This is a genomic window from Paenibacillus sp. FSL H7-0756 (assembly GCF_038006765.1).
Taxonomy (GTDB): Bacteria; Bacillota; Bacilli; order Paenibacillales; family Paenibacillaceae; genus Paenibacillus_AQ.
Genome location: NZ_JBBOVT010000001.1, coordinates 2,111,976 through 2,130,509, shown reverse-complemented (window position 1 = coordinate 2,130,509; position 18,534 = coordinate 2,111,976). Strand labels below are relative to the sequence as shown.

Below are 18,534 nucleotides of genomic sequence, written 5' to 3'. Positions count from 1 at the left end.
GACTACAGCTATCTAATGAAAGTGTGCTTTATCGCGGGTTTTAGGTGTACGCTCTGCAACTACCTCTTTCTAGTCCATTTTATCAGGAGAGTGCCGGTGTGACTGGTCGCTGGCGGACTGAGGATCGTTTATTTTGGAGAAAACGCATGATTCGGAAGAGTTGCGGACTCCACGGCGCTTAAAGACGGATCTGCTGCCCAAAATCATCGGTTAGAGAGACAATAGGGCCCTCTCAGTCCGCCACTCTGTAAAAAGTACTGTTTTTGGGGAAATAACGGCTCCCCAGTCCGGCAGGAATATACCCGCTCCGCTTCTGTGCACTCCCGCTTTTTCAATCAAATACTGTTAGAAAGGAGCTTACAGACCATGGATACTCCCGGAATCTCGCTCTGCATGATCGTCAGGAATGAAGCGCAGCATCTGGAGCAATGCCTGCAGTCGGTTCAGGGTTTGGTCTCGGAGATCATTATCGCAGATACCGGATCAGAGGATAACAGTATGGCTATCGCCCACAGGTTCAGTGCCCGGGTGATCCGGCTGCCCTGGGAGCACGATTTCTCCAAAGCCCGTAATCAGACCCTACAGCTGGCCTCCTACGGCTGGATTCTGGTGCTGGATGCAGATGAAGCCCTTGCTGACTGGAAGGCGGAGGAGTTAGTGTGTCTGCTGGAATCGGAGTGTGCAGACGGGTATTTCCTGCCTTTTATCCATTATGTGGGAGAGGGCTCCGGGCGCGAATACGTGACAGACAATGTGTGCCGGCTTTTCCGTAATGATTCACGTATTTGTTTTCGCGGCAGCATTCATGAAGAGGTGGCCTCCAGCATCTGGAGCCTCCCCGGCGGACATATCGCTTATGCCCATCTGCCTGTGCACCATTACGGCTATTTGGATGATGAGCTTCAGCGCAAAAATAAAGCCAGCCGCAATCTGGAGCTGATCCACACCGCTCTGCGGCTTGAACCGGACAGCGTTCCTCTGAGGTACGCACTGGGCACGGAATATTACCAGCAGGGACAATATCAGGCAGCGGCAGATCTTCTCCTGCCACTGTTAGAGGAAGCCCCGCCAGACTCCGGGTATACCGCTGACCTGTATCTTAAGACAGCCTTTGCCCTCCAAGCGGGCGGGCGGCCTGCGGACGCGGAGCCTGTCTATCAGGCGGGGATTGGGCTGTACGCAGATTTCACCGATTTGCTGGAGAGCTATGCGGGGCTGCTCATGGAGCAAGGGCAGGCATGGCAAGCTTACCCTCTGCTTCAGCAGGCGCTGGACAGCGGGGATACCGCGCACAAATACCCCTCCTCCTCCGGCAGCGGAACCTACCGTACCCGCCTATTCGCCGGGCGGGTCTGCGAGCGGCTCTTCCTCTACGAGGAAGCGCTGGAGCATTACAGGCAGGCGATCGGCTACTCGCCTGACGATCTTGCCGCCTGGGAGCAGCTGGCCACGCTGTGCCTGCTGTCCGGGCAAGCGGACCAGCTGACGGTGTTCACGCGTCAGCTGCTCCCTGCCCTGCCCCGGCGAGTGCTGAGCAGGCTGGTGCCTGCCGCACTCAATGCCCGCGCCGCCCCGTGGCTGGCGGCGCTTCACGCAGCACCGCATCTGCCGGAGGATATCCGGCAGGTGCTTGAGGTGCTGCTGCGGACGCTGTTCCGGGACCCGGAACAGCCCGGGGCCGCATCCGCCGGGCTTGCGCGGATGCGGGGGGATGCGCCGGATAACCCTTGGGTATCCGGCTATCTGTGGGCCTTGTCCTGCCGCAGCGGCGGAATCGCCGCGGCAGGACAAGGCTTGGGGCGGCTGGCGGAGCTGCCGCCCGGGCTCGCGGCCGCGCATCGCCGGCTTGCGGGGCAGCAGGCCGGCCCGGCGGAGCATGGTGCCGATACGCAATCAATCTCTTCATCTCCAGCAGGGGGCTCCACTCATCCCCCCGTTATCAGTAGCTTCGCCGATTCGGAACACCGTGCAGACACACCGCTTAGCTTTGCAGATTTTTCTTACGCAGCACAACTGCTCCTTCAGGCAGGTGCTTGGGATACATTACTCCTGCTTGGCAGGCCCACTAGCGCTTCACGCTTTCTCTGGAGCAGACTTCCCCTGCCACTGCTGCGGGGACTGCTGGATGCACCTGTTTCTTTTAAAATGCAATGGTGTGCGGATTACATCCGGCAATCACAACACCATAGCCTTCCTGGTGATGTTGCGGAATGGCTGCTCTATGCAGCCATCGCCCAGTCTTGCGGGCAGGTGCCGCAGCTTACGTCCACCGATGAACAGACACTGCTGCAATCCGGCAGCGCTGCCGCAATCACTGGCCTCAGCTATCACATGCTCCTTCTTGCGGCGGAGGTTCACCCACAGGGCAACATCTCCGCTACAGGCAGCATTCCGTGGCTGCTGCTTGTAAAGTCGGCGCTTCAGAGTGGGGATGACAGAGCTAACCATGTCTGAGGCTACAATTGACTTCACCGCTCACGGAATCTTTTAAAATATTTAGTTTACTCATTCTCTTAAAACACTCATAGAAACGAAAAACCCTGAGGGATAGCTCCCTCAAGGTCCACTTTTAAACATTCTGCTTAGTTACAAATACTGTATTCCTTAGCAATTACCCATCCATTAAGACCATATGAAGCGGAGATCACATAATAGTTGTAATTTTCATGTAGTAAATATTCAAGCAAATCCTCACTTTTTTCATAATACATCGGCCAAGCGGAGTCCTTTTGCTTCTCTAACAACTCCTTGTTATCTTTGACAAATGAATTTATTTCAAATTGGCTAATATCAAGAAGAATACTCCCTGGCAACTGCGTTTCAAACATATGCACCAAGACATCAATGAACTCAATCATGACGGGAAGTTGATTGTCTTTGCCGCCCAATTTCATTATCATGGATACTTTGCATCCCCCGTACCTCCCAGTGAAAATCCTGCTCAAAATACAACATTCCCTTGCTCATCCCGGCTATATTCCAATATCGTTGCATAAAAATCAGGATTTCTCATCCTCCAAACGCTTAGCGGGGGTAATTCTTGCATTTTATACAACAACCCTATCAAATCCCCGGATATCCAGGTCGCCGGGTTGCAATATGTACAACATTATGGGAATACAGCGATGAAAAATATTAGTTAATTGACGCGTTCCTCCAGCACCACGGCAAAAGAGGCCCTGCCATAAGCCAAGGCCTCATTCCTCCTGTATTCACCTACGATAAGTCGACATCCTTACCATCTATCCGTCATCCTTACCGGCTTGATAACGCCTGCACCGAATTCCAGCCGGTCAATACATAACATGCGGTTGCCCGGCTCAGGATCGCCGATGATCCGGCGGTGGTAGACGATCAGCCATTCATCCCGCTCGGGCAGATGCAGATATCCGTGATGGCCGGGGCCTTCCGCCACCGGCTCCTGTCTCTCCAGGATCGTCCCATGGTTCGCGAAAGGTCCCAGCGGACTTGCGCTTACACCATAAGCGACCCGGTAGGTCCCGTTGGTCCACCCGCCCATTGACCACATCAGGTAATAAAGGCCGTCCTTCTTAAGCATACACGGCCCCTCCACATAACCGGGCGGAGTAACGGAACGGATGACCTCTCCGTCCGGGAACGGAACAAACCCCGTCATGTCTTCATTCATCCGGCCCACATTGCAGTGTCCCCACCCGCCGTAATACAGATAGACTGCGCCGTCTTCATCCTTGAACAGATGGGCGTCAATCGGCTGCGCGCCGTGAACGAACCCGCCGATCAGCGGCCGGTGGAGATACCCCCGGTAAGGGCCTTCAGGGGTATCCGCCACGGCAATCTCCAGTCCCCCGGCTTCGCCGTCCTGCTGAATATCATTCGAGGCGAAGACCAGATAATGACGGCCGCCCTGCTCAAGCTGGGTCGGGGCCCAGACCGCTCTCCAGATCCAGGGGAAATCCTCCATGGCGATAATGCTCTCATGCTTCTGCCAGTGAATCAGGTCATCCGAACTGAAGGCATCCAGATTCATCTGCCGTGTATATTCTGTGAATGATCTGGTGGCATAAATATAATGCCTGCCCCCATAAGTTCTGGCCTCAGGGTCAGCATACCAGCCCGGGATCACCGGGTTCGTAATTCCGCGCAAGCGAATCTCCTCCTTACTCTGCACTTGTACATACAAGTAGCTGATTGTATTTCCTGCAATAGAAATCGCATAGCTGACCGTAAAATAAGATTCTATTGTATTTCATACAGTGGAATGTTGGATTTTGGGTGAAAAATGGCCATTTTTCAATATTCAATTGTACCGAATACAATAGATTCTATTTTAAAGTCTTTTTTGCAGTATTCTAGTGTACATAATGCAGTTGCTACCGTTCCAGCGCCTACAGTATCCCGATGACTGCTGCGGAACGAGGCACTGAGTAGCTGCGTTCATAGCGAATAATCAGAGATACACGTATCCTTCGCACCCTAATCAAGCACAACACCCCTCCGCAAGCGATAAGTTAAATTAATTATGACACGTTTAAAGCTGATGTTGCACCAGCGGATTCAAAATCTATACAATCCGCGATCCTCCTGCTCCCGAATCCAGACCTGCATGAAACCGGGCCCTCTGTTGTCCCAGGCATAATAGGGGATGAACCTGAGCGGTCTGCCGTCTGCATCCCGGCTCTGCAGCACCGTCACTCCGCCCAGCAGCTCCGGCAGGTGCACCACCCGGAACTTAGCCCCGGCTGGAATGGAGAAGGCATCATAGGAACGCCCGGGGTGATCCGTCTGCTCCAGGCAATAGACCACCGGTCCCCGCTGAACGGCGACCCGGCCCCGGTCTGCCTCGACCTCCGGCTTGGCCTGCACCCGGTTCACAGGCATCTCCAGCTCAAGCACTACAGTATCTCCCGGCGACCAGGTGCGGTCCAGCACAAGATAGCCTTGGTCGATGCACTCTTCCGCCCGGGCGGTATCGGCGGTACCCTCGCCTTCTGCCTTCACCTCCAACCGGTATCCCCTGCACCACCCCGGCACACGCAGCCGGATACTGAAGCGGGCATTTGCGGCAGGATTCACTTCAAGCTCCATCCGGCCCTTCCAGGGATACCGGGTGCTTAGCTTCAGCCTGACGCCCAGCCCGCTGGCAAGCACAAGCTCCGCTTCGCTGTTCATATATTGATTCACCGCCAGGCCATCTTCTGTTACAGCATAGGCGTATTGGCCCAGGGAAGGCAGAAAGCGGGCCAGATTGGTCGGACAGCAGGAGGTTTCGAACCAGGGCACACGATGATGCCCGCCCTGGGAAGCCAGCGGATTCTCATAGAAATACTGATCCCCGGACAGGGAGATGCCCGACAAAGCGCCATTATACATTTCACGTTCTACGACATCGGCATATTTGCCGTCCCCGAACGTCAGATTCATCCGGTGATTCCAGAACACCATGGCAATAGCGGCGCAGGTCTCGCAATAGGCTGTCTCATTGGGCAGGTCATAATCGGAGGTGAAGCCTTCATTGTGCCTGGACGGCCCGATGCCGCCCGTTACGTACATATTGCGCTCCACCGTATGTGTCCAGACCCGGTGCAGAGCCTCCGCATAGGCGGAATCGCCGGAAGCATGGACAATATCCGCCATGGCCGTATACAGATATACCGCCCGGACGGCATGGCCGGTGACCTGCTTAATCTCGCGGACGGGAACATCGTCCTGGCAATAGGCCGGTCCCCACTCCGGGTTGTCCCAGATCGCGCCCGAGCCGTGACCATGGCCGCGCTCCTCCAGCAGCCATAAGGCCAGCTTCCAGTAGCGCTCGGTCTGTGTGGCGCGGTACAGCTTCACCAGCGCCAGCTCGATCTCCTCATGCCCTTCCACCCAGTGCCGCTTGCCGGGGCCGAACACCCCGTCAACATGATCGGCCAGACGGCAGGCCACCTCCAGCAGCGCACGCTTGCCGGTGGCTTCATAGTAGGCAACTGCCGCTTCGATCAGATGGCCGCCGTTGTACATCTCGTGCTTCTCCATGTCCGTCCACTTGCCCTGCGGATTCTCCAGGGTAAAGTAAGCACATAGATAGCCGTCTTCTTCCTGCGCAGCCGAGATGAGCCCGATGATCCGGTCCGCCTCAGCCTCCAGCGCCGCATCCCGCTCTGACATCAGCGCATAGGCAACACCTTCAAGCACCTTGTAGACATCTGAGTCATTATAGTATTTGCCTTCGTAATGCCCTTCCAGCAGTCCTGCGGCTTTGGCGAAGTTCCTGATGCGGCCGGTCTCCTCACACTTGGACAGGCAGTCCGGCAGTGTGGTCTGCCGGAGCACCTTCAGGCGCGGCAGCCAGAACTGATCATCTATGGTGACTCTAGTAAAAGACACGCCCTGCCAGGCATGAATCCTTGCTTGTTGCTCAGCCATTTCCGTTCCCCGCCTCCTTTATCCTTTTAGTCCCGTTAAAGTGATGCCCTCCAGGAAATAACGCTGGCCGGCCAGAAACACAATGACGCAGGGCAGAACGACGGTCGCCGAGGCCGCCATCAGCAGATCCCACTGCGCGGTATAGGTGCCCTGGAACATTTGCAGGCCCAGCGCGAGGGTGAACCATTTGTCGCTTTTGAGATAGATCAGCGGGCCCATGAAGTCATTCCACGACGCCAGAAAGCTGAACAGGGCCACCACGATAATCGCCGAACGGCTCAAAGGAAAAATAATCCGGGTATAGATCTGCCAATAATTCGCCCCGTCCACATAGGCAGCTTCATCGAAATCACGCGGAATGCTCAGATAGAATTGCCGGAGGAGGAAGATGTTGAAGATTCCCCCGCCGAAGTAAGCGGGCACAATCAGCGGATACAGCGTATCGTAGAATCCGATCGCCTGCCAGCCGAGAAAGCTCGGGATCATCGTGACGGCCGCCGGCAGCATCATGCTGGTCATCAGGACCGCGAACACCGCATCCCTGCCCTTCCACGGAATCCGCGAGAACCCGAAGGCTCCGATGCTGCTCGTGATTACGGTCCCAACCAGTACAGTAACCACGATAATCAGAGTGTTCTTGAAAAAGATATCAAACGGCAGCACCGTAAGCGCCTTATGGAAATTGCCCCATTGAAACGGCTTCGGTATCCATTCGGGGGGCATGGTGAATATCTGTGATAAATTCATCAGCGAGCTGCGGATCAGCCAGACAAACGGAATGATGAACATACAGGAGATCAGGATCAGCGCCCCGTAGCCTGCGGTAAGTGAAAGCTTCGATGGCCTCAAGCCCGGTCCCCCCCTTCGTAATACACCCATGACTTCGAGGTTCGGAAGACGATGAAGGTGAAGAACAGAATAATGACGAACAAGATCCAGGCCAGCGCGGACGCATAGCCCATTTCGGCATCCCGGAAGCCCGTTCTCCACAGATAAAAGACATAGAAGAGACTCTGGTTATTCGGTCCGCCTTGCGTCAGAATATAAGCTTCATTGAACACCTGAAAGGACCCGATAATGGTCATGATGGTATTGAAAAAGATCGTGGGGGTGACCATCGGCACCGTCACATGGCTCAGCTTGCGGAACCAGCCGCCCCCGTCCACCTCAATCGCTTCGTAATACTGCCGGGGGATGCCGGAAAGTCCGGCGAGGAAAATAATCACCGTGCTGCCGATTCCCCATAGCGTGGTAAGTACGACCGAGGGGATAACGCTGCCTTCCCCGTACAGCCAGTTGCTGGTTGGCAGATGTAAGCGGCTCAGCAGCGAATTGATGAGGCCAAGATCGGGGTTCAGCAGCCACATCCAGATCATGGCCGAGGCCACCGCCGGAACAATGCTCGGCAGGTAGATAATCGTACGGAAGATAGCCCTTCCCTTCACATTGAGATTCAGCAGCAGCGCGATCCCGAAGGAGAGGAGAATTACCGCAGGCACACGCAGCACGACGAAATAGAAGGTTATCCCCAGTGATTTATAGAACAGCTCATCCTCACCTGAGAACAGCCGCATGTAATTATCCAGGCCTACAAAAGCGGTCTGCTCCTTGAACACATTATAGTCAGTCAGGCTGAGCACCAGGCTTGCGATCATGGGACCCAGCGTAAAAATGGCAAACCCAAGGATGGCGGGGGCCGTGAACAGCAGCCCGTAGAACATTCCTCTTCGCATACAGGCCTCCAGTCTATTCCTTGATATCGCGGCGTCCCTTAATCTGGGCCTGGACCTTTGCCGCGATGGAGTCCATCGCTTCCTGGGCCGTCTGCTGGCCGAGCCACACCTTATCCAGCGCCGGGTTGACCAGGTCCATAATATTGTTGAAATTCTTCACATAGCCGGTCGGGGTCTGATGCCCTTTGGTCAGAATCACATCGACAACGGCTTCCTTATAGCCGGACGGTCTGGCGTCCAGATTCTCCGTCCATTTGGCCAACAGCGCAGGATCGGTATACCAGTCCTTGGGAGACGGCATCCAGGTTCCGGCGGTAAGCATGTCAATGGAAGCTTCAGGGTCAAGCAGCGCCTTCAGCAGCTCCCAGGCCTCCTGGGGATGCTTGGAGGATTTGAAGATGGAGAACATGCCGCAGACCACCGTGGTAACCGGCTCTTTCATCACCGGCATGACCCCGACATTGAAATTGAACTTGGATTGGGCGAGGCCTGCACTGGCCCATTGCCCATCGACCGTCATCGCTACCTTTTTGGTCTGGAGCGCCACATTGGTCGCCGGAATGTTCTTGGACTGTACTGGTGAAGGGGATACATGATGCACATTCATCAGATCGGATATTTTCTGGAGCGCCTCCACCGCCTCCGGCTGGTTCAGCCCGAAGGTTTTGCCGTCTGCAGAGATGAAATCCCCGCCATTGGAATAGATGAAGTTGCTGTACACCCCCCACCAGGTGGAGATGTTTGCTCCATATTGCTTGATTTTTTTGGGATCGAAGTCCGGGTCTGCCGCTGTTTTTCCATTGGTATCCATCGTCAGCTTCTTGGCAACCTCAACGAATTCATCCCAGGTCCAGGCATCCGCCACATTCGACGGGGGAGGTTCAATGCCGGCGTCCTTGAAGATATCCTCATTGTAGAACAAGGCGAAGGATTCCGGTCCGGGGCCGATTCCGATCACATTGCCCGGCTCCAGGGAATAGGTAATATTGGGAACCAGCGTATCGGGACTAATCTCGGTATCCGTATCCAGGAATTCCTGAAGATTATAGAATTTGCCCTGCTCCGCCATTGGAAAAGCAATAGTGCCCGATTCCATCATGGCAATGTCCGGAACATCATTCCCGGCGACCATAGTCGTCAGCTTGGTATCATAATCAGCGGCAATATGCTGAAGCTCGACCTTAACGTTCGGATGCTTAGCCTCGAAATTTTGAATCGCTTTTTTATAAGGAGCCACTTCCTCCGGTGAGCCCCAGACCGTCATCCGCAGCTTAATATTCTCCTTCGATCCGGAATTTCCGGAAGACGCGGATGTGTCAGGGCTTGGTGTACCCGAGTTCGAGCACGCAGACAGCACAGCAGCAAGCATCAGAACCAGAGCCAATGTGATGAAGACTGATTTCCTGGGTTGCGACATATTCGGAAGCCCCTCTCGATTTCTAAGTTCAACGGGTTCATAGCTGCAGTCTATGATGCCTTTATTATAAAATATAAGATAGCGCTTACATAACCCTAATCTCTTTGGATTGGTGGACCAGGATTGGCTTATAGCGGCAAAGTAATCACTACCTTCGTGCCTGTTCCCGGAGTTGAGAAGATAGCTATCCCGTACTCGCCGCCGTAGGTCATCTGAATGCGGTCAATAGTATTTTTGATGCCCACAGAGGACGATTTCTCATACAGAATTGTGTGTACCGTCTCCGCACTCATGCCCCGGCCGTTGTCGGCCACCTCATAATGCCGGGTTCTGCCGTCAATCCAGCCGCGGATTCCAATGAGTCCGCCAGAGCCGGTCTGATCGAAGCCGTGAAGAATCGCATTCTCCACAAAGGGCTGGAACAGCAGTCTCGGCACATCGTACGCCAATAACTGCGGGTCCATATCATACTCCACGGTGAACTTGTCCTCGAAGCGGATCGACATAATATAGAAGTAATTACTCATCCAGCTCATCTCTTCGGACAACGGTACGGCGTCCCATGTCTTCCGGGAGGTATAATGCAGCATGTTGGACAGGCAGACAAGCATCCTGCTAAGCTCCTGCTGATCATTCTCAATTGCTGTCCAGTTCATCACATTCAGCGTATTGTACAGGAAGTGCGGATGCATCTGCATGTTCAGCGCCTGGATCTCGGCCTCCTTCTCCTTCAGCTTGATCTCGTAATTCTCCGTCACCAGCAGGTGAATCCGGTCATTCATCCGGTTGAAGCGCTGCGTCAGCACGCCGAACTCGTCATGGCTTACCACATCCACGCGGGTCTGGAAATCGCCCTCGCCCACCGATCTCATCGCGCTAAGCAGCCGCTTGATGGGCTTAGTGATTTTACCCGCAATGAAGTAAGCGAAGATCAGGGCCACAATCCCCATCACCACGGCCAGTACGGTAATAGACGTCCGGATCACCGGCACCAGGCTGCTCACCAGCCCTGCCTCCGGTATCCACACCACAGACATCCAGCCGGTCACCTCCGATCGGTCGTAGCAGACGATTACCGCTTCGCCGTCCAGCTTCATTCGCCGTGCCCCGCTGTTCTCCTGCTGCAGCTTGTCCAGCCCTGCCTCCTTATAGATCTGTGCAACCTGACCCGGCTCACTGCTGGCGACTACCCTGTCCTGCGGATCAAGCACCATGTAGCGCGAGTTCCCCGGAAGGCTGTCTGCATACAAGGATTTAAGCACCTCGGATTTGAAGCTTATGGCAAGCACGGGGCGTTCCACTCCGGCATCCATTTTGGCAAGCTTCGTATTGCTGAGATAGGTGAAATCCAGCAGGCGTGTAGCCGAGAAAAGATAACGGAACTCCAGATTCCCGCCTTGCAGATAGGGCTGGTTGAACATGGACGCGAACTCATAAGTCGGTATCCACACCAGTTTCCCTCCCGCCTGCCGGGCCATACGGTAGATATCCGATTGCGTCGGTTCTCCTTGAGGCAAGGGTTGTCCGAAGGTGAAGTAGGAGGTCCATAGCTGGTAGGCAAAGATATCCTGGTTCTGGGAAAAGGTTTTGCCGAGTACAGCCGTCACCTGCCGGTCGGCTGCGAACAGCTCCGCTTCATTCGTCGGGTCCAGCTGGCTGAAGATGCGGAACAGATCCTTGTCGAGGAACAGGGACATGCTGTTCTGGTCCACGATCCGCAGCTTGGTGTCCATAACTTCATTATTCTTCCTGACAATCTCATACACATTCTTCTGCGCCTGCTCTGTGATAATCTTCAGGCTGGTCCGGTAGAACAAAGCCCCCAGAACGAGCAGGGGAATGGCAATCAGCAGAATATAGCTGGCCAGCAGCCGGTAACGGAAGGTGATCTTCATGCCTCACGTTTCCTTTGCGATAGCACGTGCTTATAGGCTTTGGGCGACATGCCGTAATACTTCTTGAATACGCGGCAAAAATATTTCGTATCCTGAAATCCGCATTCCAAGGACACCTCATATATTCTGAGCGGCTCCCCGGCGAGCAGCACCTTGGCCCGCTTCATCCGGGCCGCCGTCACATGCTCAGAGAACGTTTTTCCCGTCCTGTTCTTGATCAGTGTACTGAAATAGGAGGGGTTAAAATGGAAATGCTCAGCCGCCCGCTCCAGTGTAAGCTCCTCCTTCATATGCTGCTGTATCCAGCTTAGGCATTCAGCGATCATGCTCTCCCCCTGATCCTGCCGGGATACGGTTAAGGCCAAATGCGTTTCCCGGAGTGCCTGCCCTAAATGGGCCACCAGCTCCGGGTACGAGCGGCATGAGCGGATAATCAGCGTAGCCGTACCGGTCAGCTTCTGCTGCGCCCTCTTATCCAGAATGTCCTGATGCTCATTCCGGATCTGCAGCAGCATAAGCGATGCCTGCTCCTTCAGCAGCATAGGGCTGGCATGTCCACCGTCCGCAAGCTGGCAGAGGGCTTCCACACAAGCTTTCAGTGCAAGCGCAGCATCATCCATTATCAAAGCCTCATAGACCTTGCTCCAGTCAGGAACAACCTCACGGGAAGAAGACCTGATCTCATCTGAAAACAGCAGCCCCTGCCGGAAATCATAGAAGTTGTAACTGTTGGCCATTCTGGCCGCCAGATAGGACTGCGGCGCTTCCTCCCGGAGAGAACGGCATTCCGGGCCGATCCCATGGGTGAGCTGTCCCGCATACGCCCAATCCGCCGCCAAAGAATGGGCGATGGACCGGGCCTCTTCCCGCTTGTCCCGGGTAAGGCCTTCCAAGGTAATCAAGGTAACTGCGGCAAGAGGACCATCCTCCTTCATACCGCTCAAGGGAATCGTGATGGCTTCCCCCCACCTGCTCCAGGCCTGCTCCAGAGCACGGATGAACACGCCGCTGTCCTGCCTCTCCCTGCTGTCCTGGCAGGAGTTCAGCTCCGAATACACAGCGACACCGCTCTCCCGCAGCCCATCATAACCGTCCAGCTCGTTCAGCTCGGCCAAGGACGCACTGCCGTTCAGCCAGGACAGCATGAGCCGGTTCAGGTAGGCGGAAGAAGCGAGCTTAAGCCGGTGCTGCATCTCTTCCTCTTCACGGCGCTGCCTCTGTTCCGCCGTCAGCAGAAGGTCGATCCGGCTTAGGACATCCGCAACCTGGTCAATCTCCACCGGCTTCAGCAGGTAATCATAAGCCCCATAATGGACTGCCTTCTGCGCATACTCGAACAGATTGTAAGCGGATACCATTACAACCCTGGTCCGGATAGCTTCAAGCTTAAGCCGCTCCAGAAATTCAAGCCCATCCATTCCGGGCATGCGGATATCCGTCAATATGGCTTCCGGGCGGTGGGCTCTCACCATTTCCATAGCCGACAAGCCATCCTTCACCGCAACCACCTGATCCTCCGGCCGAAGGCGTCCGATCAGATTGACCATCCCCCTCAGATGCCTGGGTTCATCATCCACAATCAATATTCTCATTCGTCTCAGCCTCCCAAGATCGCCTTACAGCCCCTGTCAGCCGCAGCGTTGCCCTTATTATAGAAGCCATTCCGGTTCATTCCTAGTGGATTCATATTGGAAAGGTGGATTTGAATACTTCCCTCATCATCCTCATCGCACCAGCAGCCTGCCAACTAATTCCTCCCTTTATCCGCAAAAGCCCATATTAACCCGTACCCACAATAAAAAGGACTCCCATTCAGCCATTAAATGACCACAGGGGCCCTTACCCCGACCTTATCCCCGCTTCTCCCCTACTCCGCCCCTTCCCCAGCATTCCCGCCTTCCCCGGACGTATCCGGCGCATTATTGCCGCCTGCGGCTGGCTGGGGGCTCTCCCCGCTGCCCGCATGTCCGCCTGATCCGCCGGAGCCCGAGCTGCTGTTACCGCCGCCTGCTGGTGTGCTGTCCGTGCCGGTGCTGTTATTCTCAGTACTCAGCGAAGGAGCCGGAATAGCGATGCCCGGGGCGCTGCTGCCGTTCTCGCCGACCGGCTTGCCCTGATTGTCATAGTAATACATCGGAACGTCACCGACTACCATCAGGTAGGAGACGGGGATCTCTGTATCCACCACCTGCGGCTCCATATCAAATGGAATGACGACGGCAACCTCAGTAACAATATGAATAAAGACTTCAACGAGAATCATATTGATTCCGGCATTCTGCTGCCGTGTGTTCAGCTCGACCTTCACTGCCCCCTGAGGCTCCACCTTGATCGGAATATCCGGCCCATAGGAGGCAATCAGCGGACTGCCGAGCGCCTGCCCGAGCGGAATATATTCCGTCCGGTTATGCAGCTCCTGCAGTGTGGACTGGATGACCTCGGCGGCCTGTGAGGTAATCCGCATATGCTCCTTGTAGTTGAGCATGAAGCCCGAGATTTTGCCGTTCTTGTCCGTCTTCCAGTCAATCAGCGCTTCTGCGTTCCCGCCATCTGCCACCTGGGACGTAATCGCCTTGTTAATCGATTCCGTGGCGATCTGCTTCACCCGGATCTGTGCCAGATGGAGAATCGGCGGCTTCAGATGCTGCTCCACATAACGCAGCCCCTGCAGCACCGCCAGAAGCAGCAGCAGGCTCAGAACGATCCAGAATCTGCCCCGTCTGCGCTTGCGCGGCTTCTGCCCCTTGCCCCCGGCCGCTTCCTGATGCTTCCCGTCCCTGCTGCCGAACAAGCGGAAGCCGCCGCCCCCGCGCCCGGACTTGCGCCAGACCCGCTGGCCCGGAGCGCCCGCTGCTCTCCCGGACGGCTTCGCTGCCTTGTAATCCGCTCCGCTCCCGTCCAGCCGCACGCCGGACCTGGAGGGCTTCGCCACGAAGCCCCCGCTCCGTCCCCAGCCCCGGCCAGGCAGGCCCGCGCCGGGTCTTGACGGCTTCGCTTCGAACCTTGCTCCCGAACCCTCGCCCGGCGGCCGGATTCCCGTTCTGGACGGTTTGGCCTTGAAGGCCTGGCGGCGCCCGCCCGGCCTCCTCAGGCCGCTTCCGCTGAAGTCCGGCAGACGCAGACGCCCGAAGAGCGGTACGCCTGCGCTCCGTTTCCCCCATTTTCTGATTCTGCCCATGCCCTGCAGTCCCTCCCGACATTCCTGCGGTCAAGCCGCTCCCTGTACTAATAGGCTATTCGGCGCACACGCAAAATAACCCCACAAAAGTGAGGTTAGCCTTGAAGTGAAGAACCTAATGTCCCGCCCGCTTGCGCTTATCCTCCTGGAGATGCCCCCAGTGCAGCCGGACAAAGATAGCGAGCAGAATCAGCATGAATACGCCATACCACAACAGAAAACCGTTCCAGTCCTCACGCGGGACAATGAGCGAGGAGCTGAGTGTACCGAACAGCCAGATGAAAGACAGATTGCCGAGCACCGTCCCCCAGACAAAAGCCGCCGGCTTCATCGGAGACACGGCTGACATCAGGTTAATGATATTGCTGGGCACAATCGGAATCGTACGCAGCAGCACCAGGGTCCAAATGCCGTAACGGTCCAGATAGGTCTGCCATTTCTCATACTTCTTGAGCTTGTAGCCCCATTTGCGGTCGAACCAGTCGAAGAGATAACGCCGGAAGAGAAAATAGACGACTACCGCACCCAGGTTACAGGCCAGCCAGCTGACAGCCATACCGCCAATTACTTCGAATACAGAGACATGAAGCACAATCAGAATCGCCAGGGGGAAAAATCCGAACAAGCTTTGCAGCACGGCGAGCGGAAAGGTCGCGAAAACAATATACGGGCCGCTAAGTCCAAGACTCTGCAGCAGCCAGTCAATCCAGGCATTGATGATTTCGGTCATAGAGCGCTCTCCTTTCCTGACTCCTAGCAGCATGTAAAGGAACCGCTCATTAATGAAGGTTGAATTGGTGAAGAAAAACACCCCTTGCGGGGTGTTTTTTAAACATCTGCCTATATATTCTGCGACATCAGTGTACAAGTTACAGAATTGTTGCTTATTTTCTCTCATCATAGCACACATCGGTCATCGCCGCCAGATCACTGAACCTTTCCGTTTTCAACTATGCAGAGATACCAGCCGTCCACTCATTCACCTTGGCTTCATTGCTCTCTACCCATTCCTTGGCGGCTTCTTCAGGCGACTGTCCGCCTTGAATTTTGACCATAACCTGCTCCATATCCTCTGCGGTCCACTTGAATTGGCTCAGGAACTTGTGCACATCCGGCATATCCTCCTGGAGCCCCTTGCGGGCCATGGTGTGAATCTGCTCGGCTCCGCCGTATACATTCTGCGGATCATCCAGATACTTCAGGTCCATGTTAGCGAACATCCAGTGCGGAGTCCAGCCGGTGACCACGATCGGTTCATTCTTGTCAAAAGCCTTCTGCAGCTCCTGTGCCATCGCCGCAGACGAGCTCTCCAGCAGCGTATAGTCGCTCAAGCCGTAGGCTTCGAGCGCTTTTTCCGTAGCCGTCATAATTCCGGCCCCCGGCTCAATCCCGATAATCGTCTGATTCAGGGAAGAGGCTACATCGGCATTCTTCAGGTCATCGATGGAGTTAATGTCCATATAGGCGGGAACGGCAAGCCCCGTCTTCGTACCCTCCAGATTAACCCCTACATCTTCAATATCCTTGCCGTATTTCTCCAGATAAGAGGCATGGGTGCTTGGCAGCCAGGCGGCTACCATAGCGTCCGCGCTGCCGTCAGCAATCCCTGCCCACATCGGTCCGGCATCGACCTGCAGCATCTCCACCTTCACGCCGAGCTTCGTTTCCAGCACTTCCTTGACTACGTTAGTACTGGCGATCTCGGAATCCCAGGCCACATAAGCCAGCTTCACCGTACTGTTATTATTAGACGAACAACCAGCTACCAGAATTACTGCCAGCAGCAGCATGATTATCATTAGCGGTCTGCGCTTCATCGAATGAGTTCTTTTCATATTAATTATACACTCCTATTCTTGTGGTTTGGATTTGAACAGCTTTTGGGTCAGACGATCCAGCAGTATCGCGATAATGACAATGGCAATCCCCGCCTCGAAGCCCGCACCAGTCTTGGCCTGTGATACCGCACGGTATACATAAGCCCCGACCCCCTGGGCACCGATCATGGACGAGATGACCACCATGGACAGCGACAGCATAATCGTCTGGTTAATACCGGCCATAATGGTCGGCATGGCGATGGGCAGCTGTAGCTTGAACAGCTTCTGCCCTGCCGTAGAACCGAAGGCATCCGCCGCCTCCACTAGCTCTGGCGAGACCTGACGAATACCCAGGTTAGTGAGCCGGATGGTTGGCGGAATCGCGAATATAATAGAAGCAATTACGCCGGGAACTACCCCCAGTGAAAAGAACGACACGGCTGGAAGCAGATATACGAACGCCGGCATCGTCTGCATGAAGTCCAGAATCGGGGTAGCAATGTTCTGGAAGGTCCGGCTCTGTGCACACAGCACTCCGAGCGGAACCCCGATCACTACAGCCAGCAGAGAGGCTGTCAGTACCAGGGCCAGCGACTGCATCGACGGCCCCCATAATCCAAGATTGTCAATCAGGAGCAGTCCGACCACCGCAAACAGCGCCATCCGCCATTTGCCGATCCAGTAGGCCAGAGCGGCGATCAGAAGGGTCAGCACAAGAGCCGGCAGGAAATTCAGTGCCGCATCAATTCCGCTGACCATTCCGCCGATCACCGCATGAATGAAGTCAAATATCGGGCCGAAATAGGCAGTGAGCCAATCTTCGATCCATTCTACGCCCTTTCCGAGCGGGATTTTGGGTAAATTCATGAATGAAGCCCTCCTTCCGGAACTGCGTTACCGGCCAGGGCAGACAACACAGCCCCCTTGATCACAATCCCCTTCAGCTTCTCGCCTTCCCCGACTACCGCCACCGGCAGATGCGTCTCCGACATCAGCTCGAACAGATCATTCAGCAGGGTGTCCGGCTGGACACGGGGAATCTCACGCTGCATGACTTCAAGGATACTGCGGTTCTCCTTCAAAGCCTGAGAGGCGTTATCTGCTGTCAGCAGACCTTGCAGCCGCATCTCATTATCCGCCACATACAGGCTGGATACCCCGCTGTCCCGCATAAGCTGCAGGGCTACCCGGGGGCCGCGTTCCGGGCGGATCATCTCCGGCTGACGCATCACGTGGGAAGCCGTCAGCACCTTGGACAGATCCACATCCTCCACGAAGCGTTCTACATATTTATTCGCAGGCTGAATCAGAATTTCTTCCGGCGATCCGATCTGGACAATGACCCCGTCCTTCATCAGGGCAATACGGTCCCCGATCCGCAGCGCTTCATCCAGATCATGCGTGATGAAGACAATCGTCTTCTTCACTCTGGATTGCAGCTCCAGTAGTTCCTGCTGCATATCCTTGCGGATCAGCGGATCAAGCGCACTGAAGGCTTCATCCATCAGCAGAATGTCAGGATCATTGGCCAGACCGCGCGCCAGGCCGACACGCTGCTGCATGCCTCCGCTGAGCTGATCCGGACGGTGATTCTCCCAGCCCTTCAGCCCTACAAGCTCAAGAGCCTCCATGGCCAGCCGGGTTCGTTTGCTTTTCTCCACACCCTGGACTTCCAGTCCGTACTCTGCGTTAGCGAGCACACTGCGGTGCGGGAACAGCGCGAACTTTTGAAAGACCATACCGATATTCTTCCGCCGGAATTCCCGAAGCTGCTCCGGATTCATCTTGACAACATCCTTACCCTTGAACAGCACCTGTCCTCCGGTCGGCTCAATCAGCCGGTTCAATAGACGGACGAGCGTGGACTTACCACTGCCCGACAAGCCCATAATGACAAATATTTCTCCCTCTTCAATGCTGAATTCGGCTTTATTCACACCGACCGTCAGCTTGGCTTCCTTGGCGATTCTTTCTTTGGACCAGCCTTGTTCTAATAATGGAAGCGCCCGTGCTGCATCATGACCGAAAACTTTGGTTAACTGTTTCACCTCTATAATTGCCATGGTGACCTCCTTCTCTATCTCTGTTTATCGCTTTG

Annotated in this window: 14 protein-coding genes; 1 reads left to right on the top strand and 13 read right to left on the bottom strand. The window is 55.2% G+C overall.

Annotated elements, in window-relative coordinates; all coding sequences use genetic code 11:
• Positions 1–366: 366 nt before the first annotated feature.
• Complete coding sequence (locus NST04_RS09490) at positions 367–2,454, top strand: glycosyltransferase (protein ID WP_341184041.1); 2,088 nt, start codon at positions 367–369, stop codon at positions 2,452–2,454.
• Between the two features lie 128 nt (positions 2,455–2,582).
• On the opposite strand, the gene NST04_RS09485 is transcribed toward NST04_RS09490, so the two are convergent.
• From NST04_RS09485 to NST04_RS09425, 13 genes are all read right to left on the bottom strand, one after another.
• The gene (locus NST04_RS09485; RefSeq protein WP_341184040.1) at positions 2,583–2,900 is read right to left on the bottom strand and encodes a hypothetical protein; all 318 of its coding nucleotides are present in this window, start codon (positions 2,898–2,900) and stop codon (positions 2,583–2,585) included.
• Between the two features lie 335 nt (positions 2,901–3,235).
• Complete coding sequence (locus NST04_RS09480; protein WP_341184039.1) at positions 3,236–4,126, bottom strand: glycoside hydrolase family 43 protein; 891 nt, start codon at positions 4,124–4,126, stop codon at positions 3,236–3,238.
• Between the two features lie 410 nt (positions 4,127–4,536).
• On the bottom strand, positions 4,537–6,393 hold the full coding sequence (locus NST04_RS09475; protein ID WP_341184038.1) for a glycoside hydrolase family 127 protein: 1,857 nt from the start codon (positions 6,391–6,393) through the stop codon (positions 4,537–4,539).
• Positions 6,394–6,411: 18 nt separating this feature from the next.
• Positions 6,412–7,242, bottom strand: a complete 831-nt coding sequence (locus NST04_RS09470) for a carbohydrate ABC transporter permease (RefSeq protein WP_445667881.1) — start codon at positions 7,240–7,242, stop codon at positions 6,412–6,414.
• Positions 7,239–8,126 (bottom strand): carbohydrate ABC transporter permease, encoded by an 888-nt coding sequence (locus NST04_RS09465; RefSeq protein ID WP_341184037.1) that lies wholly within the window; start codon positions 8,124–8,126, stop codon positions 7,239–7,241. The genes NST04_RS09470 and NST04_RS09465 overlap by 4 nt, the downstream gene beginning before the upstream one ends.
• Before the next feature lie 13 nt (positions 8,127–8,139).
• Positions 8,140–9,543, bottom strand: coding sequence for an ABC transporter substrate-binding protein (locus NST04_RS09460; RefSeq protein ID WP_341184036.1), 1,404 nt, complete (start codon positions 9,541–9,543; stop codon positions 8,140–8,142).
• A gap of 128 nt (positions 9,544–9,671) precedes the next feature.
• Positions 9,672–11,438, bottom strand: coding sequence for a sensor histidine kinase (locus NST04_RS09455; RefSeq protein ID WP_341184035.1), 1,767 nt, complete (start codon positions 11,436–11,438; stop codon positions 9,672–9,674).
• The gene (locus NST04_RS09450; RefSeq protein ID WP_341184034.1) at positions 11,435–13,030 is read right to left on the bottom strand and encodes a response regulator transcription factor; all 1,596 of its coding nucleotides are present in this window, start codon (positions 13,028–13,030) and stop codon (positions 11,435–11,437) included. The genes NST04_RS09455 and NST04_RS09450 overlap by 4 nt, the downstream gene beginning before the upstream one ends.
• A 275-nt stretch (positions 13,031–13,305) precedes the next feature.
• The gene (yunB, locus tag NST04_RS33990) at positions 13,306–14,616 is read right to left on the bottom strand and encodes a sporulation protein YunB (RefSeq protein ID WP_445667880.1); all 1,311 of its coding nucleotides are present in this window, start codon (positions 14,614–14,616) and stop codon (positions 13,306–13,308) included.
• Between the two features lie 115 nt (positions 14,617–14,731).
• Positions 14,732–15,346, bottom strand: a complete 615-nt coding sequence (locus tag NST04_RS09440; protein ID WP_339311509.1) for a TVP38/TMEM64 family protein — start codon at positions 15,344–15,346, stop codon at positions 14,732–14,734.
• A gap of 220 nt (positions 15,347–15,566) precedes the next feature.
• Positions 15,567–16,451 carry a glycine betaine ABC transporter substrate-binding protein gene (locus tag NST04_RS09435; protein WP_341184033.1) on the bottom strand — a complete coding sequence of 295 codons (885 nt, stop codon included), beginning with the start codon at positions 16,449–16,451 and terminating at the stop codon, positions 15,567–15,569.
• A gap of 15 nt (positions 16,452–16,466) precedes the next feature.
• On the bottom strand, positions 16,467–17,303 hold the full coding sequence (locus NST04_RS09430; RefSeq protein WP_341184032.1) for an ABC transporter permease: 837 nt from the start codon (positions 17,301–17,303) through the stop codon (positions 16,467–16,469).
• Complete coding sequence (locus NST04_RS09425; protein WP_341016834.1) at positions 17,300–18,499, bottom strand: quaternary amine ABC transporter ATP-binding protein; 1,200 nt, start codon at positions 18,497–18,499, stop codon at positions 17,300–17,302. Before NST04_RS09425 ends, NST04_RS09430 begins: the two co-directional genes overlap by 4 nt.
• Positions 18,500–18,534 lie beyond the last annotated feature (35 nt).